Source organism: Natrarchaeobius chitinivorans (genome assembly GCF_003841505.1).
Taxonomy (GTDB): domain Archaea; phylum Halobacteriota; class Halobacteria; order Halobacteriales; family Natrialbaceae; genus Natrarchaeobius; species Natrarchaeobius chitinivorans.
On sequence record NZ_REGA01000007.1, the window covers coordinates 1 to 17,222 of the forward strand.

Here is a 17,222-nt window from a genome sequence, read left to right on the forward strand (position 1 = left end):
CGTCTCATCAGCTGTCGAGTTGTAGCTGCGTCTGAAGCCAGCGAGTGTTCGGCTTTCGCCTGCGGCGAAACCGAACACGAATGCCCAGACGAATGCGGGAATCTGGAGCTTGCGGTCGCGTTCGACCACGCCGAGTTCCTCGGCGTGCTCTTCGAGGAACTCGGAGGGAAACAATGTAGTGAGCCGACGCATAATCCGAGATGAGGAGGTTTCGTTGTGCACACTCGATACCTCCTCATTCCTTCCGAAAAGTATCCACGATAAGCTGTCGCTGTCACGTGGTTTCACGCTTAGCTAAAGACGGATACTTCAGTGCTATTGCTGTCGTACTGATCGCTGTTGTTGGTGTAATATTGGGTGAAGTAGGACTTGTAATCGAAGAACTGTCTTGGCTGGTTCAGAACCCCTCAAATGACTTTTTCAGTTCTTCGATGAACCTCATTCTTAGTATCATCAGCTTAGTATTCGTTGTCGTAATTTTCCTCATACAAAATGCCAACCAAGAATATTCGTCCCGCTTGTCGGGCGTTATTTTTCACAACTTTTACTTCCTTGCAATTATAGTAGTCATCCTAATTGCATCCGTCTTTAACATCTCAGGTAGCTATTTTGACTGGGGATCTCCCTTCACAGTGATTGGGTATGCTTTCTCAATTGCGACCGTCCTTCTTGTTGGCTCTCTGATTGCCTTCACGGGTTACTTCATTAATATCGCTAATATTATAGAATACATCACTCGGAATATAGAAGAAGATATTGCTACTGAACAGATTTATCGACCCAATTATTTCGGTGTCCCATTACAGGATGAAGATTATATTGGGCAACTCACCAGTGATACACAGCTTATTGTCAGCACATGTATCGGAGCTATCGAGAAAAACCAGCGGCCCGTAGTTGATACATGTCTGAGTTCATTGAGCCGAATTGTCGATAAATATCTTGATCAAACCTCAGAAAGAGATGTGAGTGAAGGTTTCCTTCAAGAACTCAATGATCAGTTCAAATTTATTGGTTCGGCGGCTTTTGAGGATTACTCCCGTCAAAAGTACTCTGAGAGCGTAGTTGAGACAATTGGCGATATCGGTGTGGCGATTACTAAGAATCGAGAGCTCGGTGCCCAGGCCTCAATGTGGGCAGACCTGTTGAAAGATCTTTTCCAGGATTCATTGGAGTTCGATAGAACGGCTGCTGCATCCCTCAGTATTCAAAAACTTGGTGAGATGTCTGTTACAGCAATCGAAAAAGGAGACTCGGATTCTGTGCGGGTCTTCCAAGGCAAGCTGGAGACGATATCCACTATCTGTAGTAGCGGGAATCATAGTTATCTTGCCTCTCTTTTACAGTCTCTTCATGGACAATACCAGAAAATGTATGCGGCGTACATAGCGGCATTATTGGATATAGGATTTGCACCAGAGTACGATGTCTCATCGTTATTAGAGGTATTTGCGGACAGTTTCAATCAAGCGAAATCAAACTATAGCTATATGAACAAACAGGTACTGTATGCAGGTCTTTTTGGACTGAATCCTTTTGCGGGTAGAATTGCGCAGTCGCTTTCAGAAAATCAAGACTCGGACCCTCGAACCCAACGTTCTCTTCACGATCTTCTATCTCAGATTGTGGATTTCCTTCGAGATATAAGTCTAACAAACTCTGAAGAAAACCACTCAGATATCTATAAGGGATTTACTCAGTTTCTTTTTGTCTTTGAAACGGGAGTGCCGGTAGAAGATGAAATGAAACTCGATTTGATTACTGATCTTAATGAAACCTGGATTGAACTAATTGAGACCACTTACATAGACGCCTTTGAAAGCTCAGAGAACGTTGATTCCGAACTAAATCAGAGGATCAGTGACTTCACAGCATTCTTGATTTACTTTCATCGAGATGATCCAGAAGTGCTTGCTGAACTTATCGAACCCTATCCAGAACTCTACCAAGAACTCTCTGAGGAATATTCTTCGTCCGGTGATATCAACGAGAGGAATCTGAAAAAAATGTACAAACAACTCAAGATGACTGGGGCTTGGATCAACCAATATCACGATCCTGAGTCGATTACACCTGAGCTTTGGAATGTTCTTGTAGATGATTTCTATGAGATTCCTGAAAGTAGAAGTCGGATCCCTCGACCACTAATGGAGGAGTATGGATATCCAACTGGTTCTAGAACCTATGCGAGGGATGGATGGTGGCTGAGACCGGATAATCTATGGAGTTATACCGGTTTCCAAGACGAGATTACAGAAAGTTTGAATGGAGAGGACGGAAGCAACTACGTAGAGTTCCACGAGCGTTTAGAGGACTCATGAGTCAATAGAATGCTTACTTGGCATCCTCTTGGCCCAATTTCTGGATTTTGTCCAGTATTCCTTTCTTCTCAAGTTCAGCTAAACGTTCTAAGACTTCTCTCTTCTCCTCTTCCTCTGTCTCCTGTTTGAGTGAGAGTATTCTTCCACAGTTCCGACACTCAGTATGACCTGGTTTGTTCTCGGCGTTACAGAAACTGCACTCGATATTCTTCTCCTCGTCTTTGTCATTCGAGATCCCGTACTGTTCTCTGATCGCTTGGTTTACATCATCATTGTTCAGATGAACATAGACCCAGTACTTCACAAAGCCGCTTAGTTAGAACATCTGCTTGCTGTGAATGTGCCTAGCAAACAGCAGCAAGCAGACAGTGAAATCCATGGGGACCAACTCCTTAACTTTCTCGTCAACGTTCTCACCGGCGCATTTACCCTGAACCTCGGAGAGAACGCTGAAATCGACCCAGAGGACATTTTCGAGGTCCTCGTCGGCGCGACCGCCGACGGGACCTCGATCTCTTCACTCTGCGAGAAGAGCGAAGACGCACCCTCTGGCAACTATGTTCTCTACCACCTGCGCACCAAGTTCGACCTCAAAACTGTCGAATCAACCGGGAGCACGCTTCTCCAGCAAGATGTCCTCGAAACGCTCCCCCAGCAGGTGGAGGTCGTCACGGACCTCCACCTGCGGCCCTACTACGGTAACGAAGACGAGACTGACGGCCTCTACTACAGCGAGGCCAAAGCAGGAACGACTGCGTTCCACGCTTACGCCACACTCTACGCCCGCGTGAACAACAAGCGATACACCTTGGCGGTGCGCCGTCTTACCGACGGCGACACCGCCAGCGATGTCCTCGCTGAGTTCCTTGGATTGCTCGAAAACTTCGAGTCGACGTCAAAGCGGTCTATCTCGACAGCGGTTTCTACGACGGCAAGTGTCTCACATTGCTCCAAGCCCACAATTTCGCGTACATCGTTCCAGTGATCAAGTGGGGCAGCAAGATCAAGAACGAACTCAGCACCGGTTGGAGTCGTGAGATCACTCACGATCTCACGACGACCTACGGCGAGAACAAGTGGACCGTCGAGTTTCCAGTGGTGATCGACTGTACCTACAAGAACGGGCGATACGGTGAGCACGGGGTGGCGCGTCACGGCTACGCCGTCGACGCGCCGTTCGTCGATGAACCTCGACAAGCCCGATCCCACTACAGCAAACGGTTCGGGATCGAAGCGAGCTATCGGCTCTCCAAGTCAACGATCATCTCAACGACGACGCAAGATCCAACGAGACGGCTGTTGTTCGTCGTTCTCAGCCTGCTGATTCAGAACGTCTGGCGGTACTTGCACTGGGAGTATGTGGCGACGCCCCGCCGAGGCGGGCGTCGCCTCTGGTGGTGGCCCTTCGAAGAGTTCGACGACATGGTGACTCGGGCAGCGTGGACGGCCCTCGCAGTGCGTCGGGCCGTCCCCGCGAATCGGCCACCAGATGATCGCTTCAACCGGTAACCGGTGACCGGGGATGCCCTATCGACCAGTGGCAACACCGTCGCGTCGGCGGCTGATCGCCGCCGACTGCGACAGCCTCTCATCTCTTGTTGTCGGGTAGATCTACGGAGCACAGATTCGGCTCTGATTCGTCGGCAAATCACGCTTCAGCGCCAGTTAGCCGAGGCTGATTTGTGAGGTACTGAGGACGTGCGAAATTCCGATCCTAAAATCAGACCCATTCGAGTACCGCATTATGCGCTTCGAGATGCTTCGGAGAAACCGTGTTCTCGGGTAGTGAAATCCGCTCACCGGCACGATCACAAATGGTTTCACGCAGCAGTTGGCTGTCCGTCTCAAACTGGGGATTCACTTGCAAATGGAACTCAGCATCGATTGTGAACAGCCTCCGATCGAATGCTGCATGATGGATCTTACTCAGCGGGAGGACATTCTGGAGGTCAGCTCGATATTCTGGATAATCCGACCACGGAAGGATATGGGCAACGTCCAACAAAGCTGGATGGTCTACATCAGAGACAGCACAGGTCTGATCGAATTGATAGAGTGCAGTCGCTCGAAACTCGGGATCAATTGCTCTGGCCTCTACTGTGGTTTCATAGGTACCAGCCATCATTGAATCCGACGTATCTGACTCCTCTGTCATTGTTGAGCCTGCCCACTCCTCTACCGCGTTGTCGGCAAACTGACGCCCCTCAGCTGTCAGTGCGTACTGGTCACCATCTTTCTGAACAACACCGAGACTACGGAGCCAATTGACCCGCTGTAGCGCCATATCGTCGTTTGATGGATCCCAGCCAAGCTCGGGATGCGTGTTGAGCTGTTGTCGACTGACGCCTTCGATGGACATTGACCCCACAGACAGCGCATAGAGCAAGCTCCGAAGTCCGAGATTTCGTCGACACATGATCTCGAGGAGGGTTTCAGTTGATCGATTAGCCAAATACCGTTGGCCCTCTGGGCCAAGGTCCCACTTATCGGCATGAACCTCGAGGAAGCCAACGTCCTCGAGATAGTCACACCGTCTCAAGATCGAATCCCGACTCGAGACCTGTTCAAACCGTCCTCGATGCCAACCAACGAGTTCGTCCGTCGTTGGCTGTTGAGCCTCTACGCACTCAATGATTGCATCGAGTGTCTCGACGTAGCTTGTCGCTCCGCCAAACATCGGCACGATGCTTCGGAGCCGTTCAGACGACATTTATAGATCTACAATACATTTCGAAGGATCCCACATCACTATTTGGGCAACCCCAGACCCGCCTTCGCGTCGTGTTTTGTGCGCCTGAATGGGTGCAGGCGCATCAGAGAATGTGTCCGCGTGAAAACCCAATGAATCAGTCAACGACACGTACTGCCAAACCCGTAAGGACGGCGTGCCTCAACCAAGTCTGTGAAAACCCAACGTTGACGGTATACTGCTCGCCGGCATGCGCCATTTCGCACCAAGATCAAATCAGACTCGAGATCACGGAGGGACAGTCATGATGCTCGAGATCCAGCAGACTCGAGGACATCACGTCGTACTCGACGTCGACGAAGAGTTCTGCGAGACAGTCGTCTCGGCCTGCGAGCTTCGAGGAGAGTGGTTCGAATCATACGGTGACAATGCAGTCGGAAATCGACTGGATGCGATCGCGACGATCTGGATGGTCGGACGTCGCCATGGGCGTGTCCACACTCGAGTTGCGTGGCTGGCTCTCGCTGCTGATGCCTGTGAGTGGTACGCCGACATGCTTCAGCGAACTCGAGAGGGTGAACTTGCTTATCGAGCGAAAGATGCCTGTCGCCAGCTCAAGTCTGTAATCCGAGAGCATCGACGGATGAACGGTCTTGACATCCTCCACACGGCTGAACAGTAGTTGCTGATACGAGACTTCAATCCTCACCGGCTTTCCTGATCGAATCAGCAACTACTGTAAAGCCGTGGGCTTTCGCCTGTTCTCCCTGTAACTATGATCCCAAAACGAGGGGGAGTGTCACCGTCTCGAATCGCCAACAGCGGAAATAGTAGAAATAGTGGCATCTCCTGCTGAGACTCGAGTTACGCTACATAGAGCTAGAACTGTATTTTGAGAGGTGATTTACACTAAGAACGTTTCCAACGGAATCCTGTCGATTGTCTGCACTGGCCCCACCACCAAATAGAGACGAATTCACAGAATCTCCAGCAATGGTTAACCAACACAAAGGATTCACCGAGCATATGTTGGTTAACCAATTCGATTGAATACACCCCATCACAATATGAACCACTGAGGGAAGTCCTCAGGGTGCACCTCTATCGATCTGTTCCTGAAACATCCCTCAGAGAACGCACCCATATCGGCTTGTTCTTCATAACTTACGATCAAGCACCAGCCATTCAGCCGTAATGGAGTTACTGTTTCCTCCGTTACACGAAATTACACAGAAGCATAGCAAGAGCACAGAGAGACACCACCCATTCAAACGTTTCCACCGGGATAGCACTCTGGGTATTCGTCCGACACCCACCACCCATTCAAACGTTTGGAGGAAATAGGCGCGCTCTCGTGAATATTCTCAACAAAATCCTTGCCAGAATAGGATATTAGAGCGGACACACCACCCACTCAATCGTTTCTGGGTCACTAGCAGTACGGGTTTGGTTCTCACCTGACCGCGATAAATCTAACCTAGTTACTAGACCCACATTCGAACAAATTCCAGCAGTGGCGAGTTCTCTCGCCATGGAACGATTGAATCAGTGGTGTCTCTCTACCCAACTATCGACTGAAACGAGCGCATCGTTCGTAACGTTCGCACCGATGGCTTTATTTGTGGCTTACATAGTAAATAACACATGACATTATTCAAGAGGTCTGAAGCCATCTTTGAGGATGAAAACGTCCTCCACGACGATTATCAGCCTAAATCACTTGAGGAGCGCGGCGACGAACTCGAGCAGTACACAGCGTATCTTCAACCCGTCATCAACGGTTCACAGCCTCGAAACATCTTTCTTTATGGGAAAACAGGTGTGGGGAAAACAGCCGCCACGAAGTATCTTCTTCACCATCTTGAGGAAGATGCCAAGCAGTACGACGACATCACGGTAACGACGGTCTATCTCAATTGCGAGGATCTGACCAGTAGTTATCGGGTTGCTGTGGAACTCGTTAATACGTTCCGTGACCCGTCCGAACAGATCAGTCGCACGGGCTATCCGCTGAATGCTGTCTATAAAAAGCTCTGGGCAGAACTCGATCGGATCGGTGGAACGATTTTGATCGTCCTTGACGAAGTAGACTACATCGGCGATGACGACTCGATTCTCTATCAACTTCCCCGTGCACGTAGCAATGAAAAAATCGAATATGCTCGTATCGGGATTATCGGAATTAGTAATGATTTCAAATATCGAGAGAAGCTCGATCCACGTGTTGAAGATACCCTTTGCGAACGCGAACTCCACTTCCCACCATACGGCGCGAACAAACTCCAGAATATCCTCGAAAAACGAGCAGCGCTAGCGTTCAAAGGTGGAATCCTCGAGGGCGATGTCGTTCCACTGTGTGCGGCGTTCGCTGCGCAGGACAAGGGCAGTGCCCGTCAAGGACTCGATCTGCTTCTCGAGGCTGGAGATCTGGCTCGTCGACGAAACGACCCCTTTGTCACCGAAGATCACGTCCGCGAGGCAAAGCAATTGCTCGAAAAGCAACGAATTGGAGAGAGCATGAAAGAGCTAACTTCCCACGGACACCTCACACTCTTAGCCGTGGTTACTTCTATGGTTACCGATCCATCGCAAGTCCCGTTCCAGAAACAACAGCTCTATGAGCAGTACCGCGATCTCACAGCCGCAACCAATCGCGATCCACTCGGTGGAAGAGCCTTCCATAATCATCTTGCTGAACTCTCGATGCTCGGTATCCTCGATCGAACGAAGCGAAACGAAGGCAGAGGTGGCGGGATCTATTACGAATACGAAATTGATGTCCCGATTGATGCGGCCCTTTCGACACTCGAGAATCTGTATATGAGCGGCGAACTGGATCTGGAATCGCTTCGTCAGAACGCTGAAAGCCAGGGGTTTCTGTAGCTTGCTGGCGTGATCAGAAGCTGACCTACACACCACCCGTTCAAACGTTTCTTGAGCAGAGTCGCAGTGACGTTCAGCTACACAGCCAATTCGGCGAGTTCAGCCTTGGACAGCGGATTAACCATGACTCGGTCGTTGTCAGCAGTGTAGAATATCGATGCCATCACGGTGCGATCACTGTACCACTCCTCGAGGACGTGGTAGTAGACGCTGAGCTGGATTCGATACTCTGACTCGGCGTGACGGCCGAGATCAGTCTTGAAGTCGATAATCTCGACGGTATCGTCGGTCACGTGAACCAGGTCGATAACCCCGGACAGTGTAACCTGTGTACCGTCAACCTCGAGCGGGAGGTACGCTCGCTCCTCGACCAGTAGCTCACCAGATAGTCCATCGAGGAACGTTTTGACGTGTCGTTCGTCGTCACTGGTGGGTGTAACCTCTTCACCGAGAGCGTAGTTTTCGGCGAACTCGTGTACGTGAGACCCGAAGTCCATTCCTCTCCCATCGGAGACGTCCTCGTAAACGCTGTCGTCCATGAGCGAGTGTGGCGAATAGCCACGCGGTCCTGCCGGGGCTGGAATGTCGACGCTGAACGCCGTCTGCGTTTCCACGTCCACGTCGACGGACGAAACAGTCGGCTCGAGTTCGTCGATTTTGACTGGCAATTCCTCGAGGAACGTATTCGGCTCCTCTCCCGCCGCAAACAACAGATGGTCTTCGGCGCGAGTCATCGCGACGTAGAGGAGGCGGCGTTCTTCGTCGTACTCGGTCGGCTGGCACAGTCGGAGGACGTCGGCTCGCCAGTTGTCGTAGACGTGTGGCTCACCGTGGGCGTCGGCGTAGCACTTCCGCTGACGGAGACCGATCGGCTCGTCGTACGTGATCGTTCCGCCGGACCCCCCGGAAGGTGGGAATTTGCCACTGTTCATATTCCCGAGAATCACGATCGGATGCTCGAGTCCCTTCACCGAGTGGATCGTCTGTACGGTGACCGAATCGGAGCCGGCAGCGGCCTCCACTTCCTGGGTATAGCCGTTGTCGACACCGTGTTCGATGATCCGGATCAGGTCGCCCCGCGTCATCGTCGTCGAGCGGTGGATCGACTGGATCGTCGTGAGGACGACGTCCGCCGTCGACCCGTCGTATCCGTAGCGGTCGAACACACGCCGAGCAACGGCCGTGTGGGTCTCGAGTGCTGTGAGTTCGGAACGAAACGCATCCATTTCACTCGGATAGGCGTCGTGTTCGAGGACGTACTCGATCTCGTCGAGCGTGTAGCCGGCGCGCTCCAGTACGACCGCCCACCCTCGTTCGGCCTCCGAGTTGGCCTCGAGGATCCGTAACCAGGCGAGCACCAGTTTCGCCTGATCAGTTCGGAAGAGTTCGATCCCTCCCTCGTACGCCATCGGGAAGTCGAACGTCTCGGCGGTCGCGAGCAAGTCCCGCCCGAAATCGCGAGTTCGGGTGAGTACTGCGATATCGCCGTACGTCGGCGCTCGAAGTTCGCCGTCTTCTTCGACCGCATATTCGTCGTTGCCGACGATTTCCTGGATCTTTGTGAGGATCGCCTCGTGTTCGTCGGCGTGCTGGAACGCCTCGATTTGTGAGTGATCGTGGTCGGTGTTCGAAAACAGTGACACGATCCGCTCGAGAATCGACTTCTGGTCGATCGACTCGCGACTACTGCCCGGTGCTACGAGCGCGTGCTCGGAGAAGTCGAGGATCGACTGCGTCGAGCGATAGTTCTGCTCGAGTTCGATCGTGGTGACGGGTTCGAGCGGGAACGACACTCGCTCGGCATCGTCGTTCAGTTCGCCGGCAAAGCGCTGCAATCGAGCGTCGAACTCGGCGATGTTCTCGATCGCCGCGTACTGAAACGAGTAGATGCTCTGTTTCCAGTCACCGACAACGCAGAAATTGTCGGTTCCCGAGAGCAGCAGTGCGAGTTTGAACTGAATCTCGCTCGAGTCCTGAAACTCGTCGATCATCACGTACTCGAACTCCAGTGATTCGCGAAGGTCGCCGTCCTCACAACACAGGACGAACGCGAAGAGCTGAAGGAACGAGAAGTTCAGATAGTTCCGCCCGAGTGCGAACTCGAGGTATTTAAAGTAGACGTCGTGGACGAACTCCACGAGATGATCGCGATCCTCGGTGAAGACCAGTCGAGCGACGTCTTCGGGGACCGACTTCGAGCCGTACTCACCACGGAGTTCTCCTCGGTCGGGTGCATCCGGCAGATAGCACTTGTTCTTGCCATATCGGCCGAGACTCGAACGGAGTTTCGACTGTTTGTTGCCATCGTTTCGCGGCCGGTTCAGCTCGTCGAAGGTAGCTTTGAACGCCTCGAAGTCGCCCTCGAGTACGTCTCTGGAGTTGCGGTACCAGCCGTCTGCAGTCGGAAAGATGCCCTTCGAGGCGAGATTGTTGATGAGACTGAGCAGTTCCGTCGGATCCGAGAGGCAGCGAAGCAGGTCGTCGTATTCGTCGTGATCATCGCTAAATCGGTCGACGAACTCGTGGAAGTACTCCCGTTCGATCGTCTCGTTCTCGAGGACCTGCGTCGAGCCGGTGATCGCGTCGTCGATACCGAGATACGAAGGGGCGTGAAAGCCGTGCTGGTCGAGAATATCGTTACACAGGCTGTGGAAGGTCTGAATCGGAGCGTCGTTTAGCGCCCGCATATCGTAGTCGCAGCTGGCGACGATTCGATCTTTCATCTCCGACGCCGCATTGCGTGTGAACGTGATCAACAGGACGTCGTCGGGGTCGACGTCGTCCTGATCGACGATGTTCGCATACCGATGGGTCACCGTGAACGTCTTGCCGGTCCCGGCGCCGGCGTCGACGAGGTACAGTCCGTCTGTGTTCTCGATGAGTCGTTGCTGACGTTCGTTCGGTGACAGCCCCTCGTCCAGTGACGCGTCGGACGACGATGTCATCGACTCACCTCCGGTTTCCGCTCTGTGGCTGAAGTCGCAGAATCAGTCTGTGCGTCGTCTCGAGCGGATCGCGAGTCGGTGAGCAGCATATCGCGGTTGTTCACGTAGCGGTAGTTCGGCTCGCCGGCGCGGCCGGCGACGGGAAAGCGATCCTCGCCGCGGCGGTAGCGGTTCAACTCCGCGAGTTGCTCGTCGATGAACCGTTCGAAGTTGTCGAGATCTTCGACGAAATAGCCTTCCGTCCGATAGCCACAGAGATGTCTAAATGCCTGTACGCAGCCGTTTTTGACATACTTGTAGTCGCCGACGTCGTCGATCATTCGCTCGACGAGTGCCTCGCCGAACGGTGAGGCCGCCATCTCGTCTGCATCCCTCGTTCTGGGAATCTCGTGGGAATCGAACACCGTCAGATACGTTTCGTAGCAGGTCTTCGAGAACGTCTTATTGCAGTCGTTAGCGGCGTCTTCGCAGAGTGCATCGAAGACCGACCGGGACTGAACGAACTCGTCGAACGCGATTGGGTGGTAGGTCACCGTCGTGAGACAATCCTCGAGAGAGGCGTCTCCGCTGACGACATCGTCGATCGTCTCGAGGAAGTGGAAAAACGTAAACGCCAGTCGCTCGTCGGGCTGTTGGTGTCGCCAGTAGGTGAGATAGAGTACCGCCTGGAAGTTTGGCCTGTCGCTCGGCGTCTCAATTGAGGCGTGTTTCGTGACTTGGGATGCAGTGTTCCTGCGTCCGCTCTTGAAATCGACCAGCTGCGTCGGCGACTGGACGAGGTCGATTTTTCCGTTGAGTCCCAGGCTCTCGTCTTCGAACCAGCGTTCAGTGACCGGTGAATCGACCGTTCGATCGAAGTACTCCGCGAAGAAGTTTCGTCCCCAGCCGCTCGAGGGGGTCAGGAACGTCGTATCGGATGGTGCGTGTTCGTCGAGGTACTCACAGATCGTCTCGAGTCCGATTCGGTATCGCGTTCGGCGCGTCTCGATATCGACGTTCCGGTGGAACGCACGCGTCTCCTCGATCATGACCTCGACGACCTCCTCGAGGCGATCATCGTCGACAGCCTCGGGATGATTCACGACGAATTCGGCGAAGTCGTGGAAGAGGTTCCCCTCGGCGAAGTAGTGTTTATCGGGCGTCTCGACGAGTCGCCCGAAAAAGTAGTCTCGTGGGGAGTTCGCGTACGCGTTGAGACTCGACTGACTGATCGTCTCGACAGATTTGGGTTCGACGTCCGCGGTAAGTGGTTCTGTCTCGAATCCGTTGTCGACCGTTCGATCCGGGCGCGTGTGGCGAATCGACTCGAGGTCGCTGAAGCGCTCGAAGTCGGTCTCGAGAAGATCCTCGAAGTACAGACACGGCGTGACGGGCGAGCCGCCGGCTGAATCCTGAACCAAATAGTACTGGTCGACGCCACTTTGGAGGAGCGACTGGAACCCCTCGATGTTTCGCTCGTACTCCTCGTCGCGATCGACCCATGGGCGGTTCGGCGAGTCGTGTGTCCAGCGTTCGTCGAGACCCAGATAGAAGACGACCGGTCGGTCAACGAACGAAGCCGATTTTGCATCCGCCAGCAAGACCCCCTCGTTGTCCCGGTCGATCGGGACGTCGTAGGTCTCGAGATAGAACGTAAGCTGATCGATCGCCTTCGGAGTCATCGATTCTTCGAGCACGTCCAGATTCTCGAGTTCGTCGCGAAACGCCTCGAGCGTTCGTCCCGTTCGATCTTCGTATGCGTTCAACGCCTCCGCAAACGTGAGTTCGTTCGCCCGACTGGTGAACTCCTGGAGCCAGTCGACTTCCGAGTCGTCGACGTCGGAGAGACACTTCTCGTCGTGTTCGACGGATACCGTCGCACCGAGACACGTGAGCAACGGCTTGACGGACCGGACACGGGTATCGGAGCCAGCAGTCGTACAGCGGAGCAACTGGACGAACGCGCGGTGGTCGCGCTGGTCCATGAATCCAGGGCCGCCGTAGTATGGAATCCCTGCGGTCTCGAGTGCCGATTCGACGAGCGGCGAGTACTCGCTCCCAGCGTCGAGCACGATCGCGATGTCAGTTGCGTTTTCACGCGTCACGGAATCGAGTACCGCGTCGACGATAGCCGCCGGTGACTCGAAGATTCTGAACGGCGGCATTTCGACGGGGGTGTCGGTGAATCGGTCAATCGAATCGTACTCCGTGGGAAGAATCGAACGCTCGAGGTTCGTCAGTTGGCGTTCGCCGACGACCGCGATCGACTCGTCTGAACCGACGTCGATCTCATAGTCTGCAAGAAGACGCGAGGACGTCTGCAGCGAGTCGATGATATCGACGACCGTCCGTGTCGCCGGCGTATCGAACGCCTCGTACTCGAAGATTCCGTCAGCGGTTCCTTCGTATTCCCAACACTGGAGGACGTTCCCGACCGTGTAGGCGATCTGCTTCCAGCTCAACTCGGTCTCGTCGATCACCTCGAGAAATGCGGTTCGGTCCTCTGCAGTTTCTCGTCGTCTCGTTGCGAGCCGTCGGGGTGTGATCGCGAACGGGCCAAAATGTGATCGCTCGAGGCGCCGGTTGAGAGCATCCGCGAGCGGTGAGTCGGGAACGATCACGAGGTCGTAATCGGTGACCTCCTGATACAGCCGATCGATCGATTTCGACTGCTTGAATAACACGATGCATAGCGGGTTGAATTACTAGACAATAAGTTTGTATGTCAGCTGTTGCAGATTGTCCCCTCTGTATACAGCCGACATCGTGCTGGCAAACGAGAATCTGGGCATCGATCGATGCGACCCTTTCCGCACTCGAGAAGTTCCACAGAGTAGAAGAGGAAGCAGCCATCAGCGAGACGTATAGTGGGTAATCACGGCCTCAGAATGAGGGGGATAGTGGCACCCTCTCGAATCGCCAACAGCAGAGATACTGGAAGTGGAGGTGCTCTTGATACGACTCCAGTTACCCTACTCGGTATTAACATTGTATTTTATGGGACAGCTCACATCGGAATTGTCTCTATTGGGGTGCTATCGGTTGTCCACACTGGTTTCTGCCGCTAACCAGAGATGAATCCTCAGAATTATTGGATACTATTAACCAACGGAAAATGGTTTTCTCAGCGTATGTTGGTTGATTTTCGATGATCGAATACACCCCGTGTGCGATATGATTTCGAAACCACTTCCGAAGATTCGAATATATTTGATATACCAGGAAACATATTGAGAGTGACCACCTATAGACAGGTATGACTAGGTTCGATCCGGCACCCGCATCCGACGATACGCAGCGACGATGGCAGACGGGAACAGATACGTTTGGTCGTATCTACGATGTCGTCCTTGGGATCACGTCTCCGACGGAGTACACCGAGATTGCTGACCTTGCGGACTGTTCTCCAAATGCCGCGAAAAAGCATCTTGACCGGTTGGCGGAGATGGGCATCGTCCGAGCCGATCAGGACAGACGTCCAGCGACATACGAACGAAACGAGGGTTATCTCGAATGGCAGGACGCCAGTCGGATCGCAACCGATCTCCCCGTCGAAAAGATCATCAGCCGTATAGAGGACCTTGAAGCACAGCGGACGGAATACGAAGCGCGATTCGAGACAACAGACCCAACAGCTGTCAACGTGTTCGACTACGATGACCATGAAACGATTCACGAGCGGATGACTGCAGTCAGCGAATGGCAGGGCGTAATTCGAGATATTCGACTGTACGAACTTGCACGCCAGCTCTCACAGAACGACGGGCATCTCATTCCAGCATAAATGAGCCAGCCACCCGAGGATTCAGCGCCACACTCAACAGGCCCACCGGATCGACAGACTCTACGCCTGCTGGAGCGACATCTTGCATCAGATTCCCTCATTATCGAGACCGCGTTCAATCCAGATCCCTACGAACCCCGGCTGGTTACTGGACAGCTCAACCCTGAACAATATCCTGACTCGGTGACTGCGGCCCGACTTAACATCCGATGGTTCACAACTGGTGACTTCTCGATTCACTACGTAGAAGAACACGAGGATGGCACACTCTGGGAGTGTCGCTGGGACTGGCATTCGAACACGCACAACACTCGATTGCACTTCCATGAGCCACCATCTGCCACCGAAGTCACTGACATCGAACTTCCATCACTCCACCCACTCGAAATATACTCGACCGTTCTTACGACAATAGCACCAGATATAAAGAATATTCTAATTTTTTATAAACCTTAACTTGATCAATTGCCGTTCTTGTAGGCGGTCCAACAATTGAAACAACAACTACCCTTATCAAGGACGCATGCGTTGGTGTATGCATGAGCACTTCAATTCGACTATCAGACGAGGCAAAGTCCCGCCTGGACATCTTCAAACGGGAGGGTGAAAGCTACGACGACGTAATCTTCCGACTTACGTCGACTGACAAGTGGAGTGGGTTCGGAATCGCATCAGGAGATCCTGAGGAGTCTCGAGAAGGCATGGATGAGATCCGAGATGGGCTACGTGGACGGATGGATCAGCACGTCGAGGAGATGGATCAGTGACGTTAATCGTCCTCGACAATAATCTTTTGAGCGATTATCTCAATGGAACAGACGACGCCAGAGAGTTCCTTGAGGAGTATGATCGATATAGGTGGGGAGTCCCATCTATCGTACTATTCGAAGCGCTCATGGGCTCACTCTATGGACATATAGATGCCGCTCCAGACGAAATTAACCACGCAGTCGCGACGTCGATGGATGTCCTCACAACGACACAGCGGACTGCAACCGAAGCTCATGACTTGCAATCAGAACTCCACGATCGAGGAGCACCAGTCGATCAGCTCGATGCACTGATTGCTGCCTCTGCCTTAGAACATGGTGGGAGGTTTGCGACAGCTGAGAAGCAGTTCTGGACAAAGGATGTCCAAGAAGTACTACCTGTAGAGGAGTACAATCCGCACCGAGTGTAATCTCCCAACGATTCACCGACTTGATACAGAGGTGATTTTCACAGAGACGGTTTTATTGAGTCAAATAACTTGACTGGGCTAACTCACAATCCCTGTCAGTCAGGTTATTTTCTCGAATGCTAGTTCGCCAGCAGAGTACGTGTAACTCTTGATTTCGTTTTCTTCACAGTGTTCTGCAAGTTTCGATGGCCACACGCCCTCGTCGTCGAAGTCGCCGAGATACGCAACGGTGACCGAATCTTCGTCGTCATTACCGCGTTCGACCACAACAGCCGTGTTCGGGTCGTTGTGACTGGTTTTGATGACGCGGTCACCCGGAACATACGGGTTGTCGGCGAACTCGAGGTTTTCGTGTTTGTAGGTCCAGAGTTTGATTTCGGTGTCGACACAGTAGGATGCGAGTATCCCAGGGTGGTACTCGCGCCAGTCTGCGGGCCCTTTGTCGAGTGTGCTAGGGAATGCTACGCGAACGGCCTCGCCGTCTAGTTCCTGTCCGAAGGCACCGGTATTCTTCTCTGGCGGCATCACCTCGATGACGACGCCGACTGACGCGTCATCGTCACCCGTTTTAATCACACGGTCGCCGGGCTTGAACGGGTTCTCCGGTTTCTGATTCATGTATGCCGTGTTCGGCCCCAGCTCCTGTAACTCGTTCATCGGCCGCGCGGCGAGATGGGCTAGTTTTTCCGGTTCATCACCCGAGTACGTTGCTTGGGTCTTCACTTTCGACTTGAGCGTTTCAGTGCGTTCCCACCCTATCAGGATCAGTGCATCCTCGTTGTCCCGATGCCAGACCATCACGATGATATCGTCGTCGGGGTCGTTCTCCAACAGGTTCGCGGGGCGAAACGCCGAGACGTCCCTCGACGTCTTCACGTCCACTTCGTAGCCGAATACTTCGAAATCGTGCCCGGAGAAACTCTCGGGATTACACCGCCGAATTGCTTCTTCGTTCTCCCACTCCCACATCTCGATCGGAAGGTACTCCCGGCAGAATTGCTCGAACGCAAGCTCACCGAGATTCCCAATTCGCTTCACGTCAATATCGTCCGCACCTTGAATGACCGCCTGGTGATTCGCTCGCTCTCGGTCGATCTCGTCCGGCGAATATAGATACATTACACGTAGATTATCTATCAACAAGATATACTTTGGGTGCTAGTTATCACTACTGGAGTTGGGAACCCAATATCAATATTGTATTCGGGTTATCCAATCGGGTAGTTGGTGTTCTAATTGTGTGGTGAGGAGATCTGAAGAGAAGTCAACCGTAGGAGAGTTATCAACCAGATTAGTGAGTAGATCGGTAATTCCAGCGTTGCTCCGGAGCAAGATTGACCAAGAAGGTAATCCGCATATCCGACAGGAAGATGGTAACGAAATATGATATAGTATAGACCGGTCCAGGCTCGGGAATCCAATTCTGTTGGCAGTCAACCTG

12 protein-coding genes and 2 pseudogenes are annotated in these 17,222 nt (G+C 53.0%); 8 read left to right on the forward strand and 6 right to left on the reverse strand.

The annotated features are described in order from the left end of the window. A pseudogene (locus EA473_RS09685) lies at nucleotides 1-192 on the reverse strand (IS4 family transposase); the annotation flags it as partial. An 86-nt stretch (nucleotides 193-278) separates the two neighbouring features. Between EA473_RS09685 and EA473_RS09690 the strand changes: the two are divergent. Then, a complete protein-coding gene (locus tag EA473_RS09690; protein ID WP_124195466.1) occupies nucleotides 279-2,321 on the forward strand; it encodes an APC family permease in 2,043 nt (680 codons plus the stop codon). A 13-nt stretch (nucleotides 2,322-2,334) separates the two neighbouring features. Here the strand turns inward: EA473_RS09690 and EA473_RS09695 are convergent, their stop codons facing one another. Beyond that, nucleotides 2,335-2,625: a hypothetical protein gene (locus EA473_RS09695; protein WP_124195467.1), complete on the reverse strand. Its 291-nt coding sequence runs from the start codon at nucleotides 2,623-2,625 to the stop codon at nucleotides 2,335-2,337. Between the two features lie 36 nt (nucleotides 2,626-2,661). Here EA473_RS09695 and EA473_RS09700 point away from each other — a divergent pair. Then, a pseudogene (locus tag EA473_RS09700) lies at nucleotides 2,662-3,830 on the forward strand (ISH3 family transposase). A 211-nt stretch (nucleotides 3,831-4,041) separates the two neighbouring features. On the opposite strand, the gene EA473_RS09705 reads toward EA473_RS09700, so the two are convergent. After that, nucleotides 4,042-4,680 carry an HNH endonuclease gene (locus EA473_RS09705; protein ID WP_243645223.1) on the reverse strand — a complete coding sequence of 213 codons (639 nt, stop codon included), beginning with the start codon at nucleotides 4,678-4,680 and terminating at the stop codon, nucleotides 4,042-4,044. 634 nt (nucleotides 4,681-5,314) lie between these two features. Between EA473_RS09705 and EA473_RS09710 the strand changes: the two genes are divergently transcribed. Beyond that, nucleotides 5,315-5,692, forward strand: a complete 378-nt coding sequence (locus tag EA473_RS09710; protein WP_124195468.1) for a hypothetical protein — start codon at nucleotides 5,315-5,317, stop codon at nucleotides 5,690-5,692. 962 nt (nucleotides 5,693-6,654) lie between these two features. Continuing rightward, on the forward strand, nucleotides 6,655-7,893 hold the full coding sequence (locus EA473_RS09715; RefSeq protein WP_124195469.1) for an orc1/cdc6 family replication initiation protein: 1,239 nt from the start codon (nucleotides 6,655-6,657) through the stop codon (nucleotides 7,891-7,893). A gap of 77 nt (nucleotides 7,894-7,970) precedes the next feature. Here EA473_RS09715 and EA473_RS09720 read toward each other — a convergent pair whose 3' ends face one another. After that, entirely contained in the window at nucleotides 7,971-10,838 is a 2,868-nt protein-coding gene (locus EA473_RS09720) for a UvrD-helicase domain-containing protein (RefSeq protein ID WP_124195470.1), read from the reverse strand. After that, nucleotides 10,835-13,501, reverse strand: a complete 2,667-nt coding sequence (locus tag EA473_RS09725; protein ID WP_124195471.1) for a PD-(D/E)XK nuclease family protein — start codon at nucleotides 13,499-13,501, stop codon at nucleotides 10,835-10,837. Before EA473_RS09725 ends, EA473_RS09720 begins: the two co-directional genes overlap by 4 nt. A gap of 572 nt (nucleotides 13,502-14,073) precedes the next feature. Between EA473_RS09725 and EA473_RS09730 the strand changes: the two genes are divergently transcribed. From EA473_RS09730 to EA473_RS09745, 4 genes are all read left to right on the forward strand, one after another. After that, a complete protein-coding gene (locus EA473_RS09730) occupies nucleotides 14,074-14,601 on the forward strand; it encodes a DUF7342 family protein (protein ID WP_124195472.1) in 528 nt (175 codons plus the stop codon). Further along, entirely contained in the window at nucleotides 14,602-15,057 is a 456-nt protein-coding gene (locus EA473_RS09735) for a hypothetical protein (protein ID WP_124195473.1), read from the forward strand. An 83-nt stretch (nucleotides 15,058-15,140) separates the two neighbouring features. Then, a complete protein-coding gene (locus EA473_RS09740; RefSeq protein WP_007261163.1) occupies nucleotides 15,141-15,368 on the forward strand; it encodes a DUF7557 family protein in 228 nt (75 codons plus the stop codon). Beyond that, nucleotides 15,365-15,781, forward strand: a complete 417-nt coding sequence (locus EA473_RS09745; RefSeq protein WP_124195474.1) for a PIN domain-containing protein — start codon at nucleotides 15,365-15,367, stop codon at nucleotides 15,779-15,781. Before EA473_RS09740 ends, EA473_RS09745 begins: the two co-directional genes overlap by 4 nt. A gap of 99 nt (nucleotides 15,782-15,880) precedes the next feature. Here the strand turns inward: EA473_RS09745 and EA473_RS09750 are convergent, their stop codons facing one another. After that, nucleotides 15,881-16,900, reverse strand: a complete 1,020-nt coding sequence (locus EA473_RS09750; RefSeq protein ID WP_124195475.1) for a hypothetical protein — start codon at nucleotides 16,898-16,900, stop codon at nucleotides 15,881-15,883. Nucleotides 16,901-17,222: the final 322 nt, after the last annotated feature.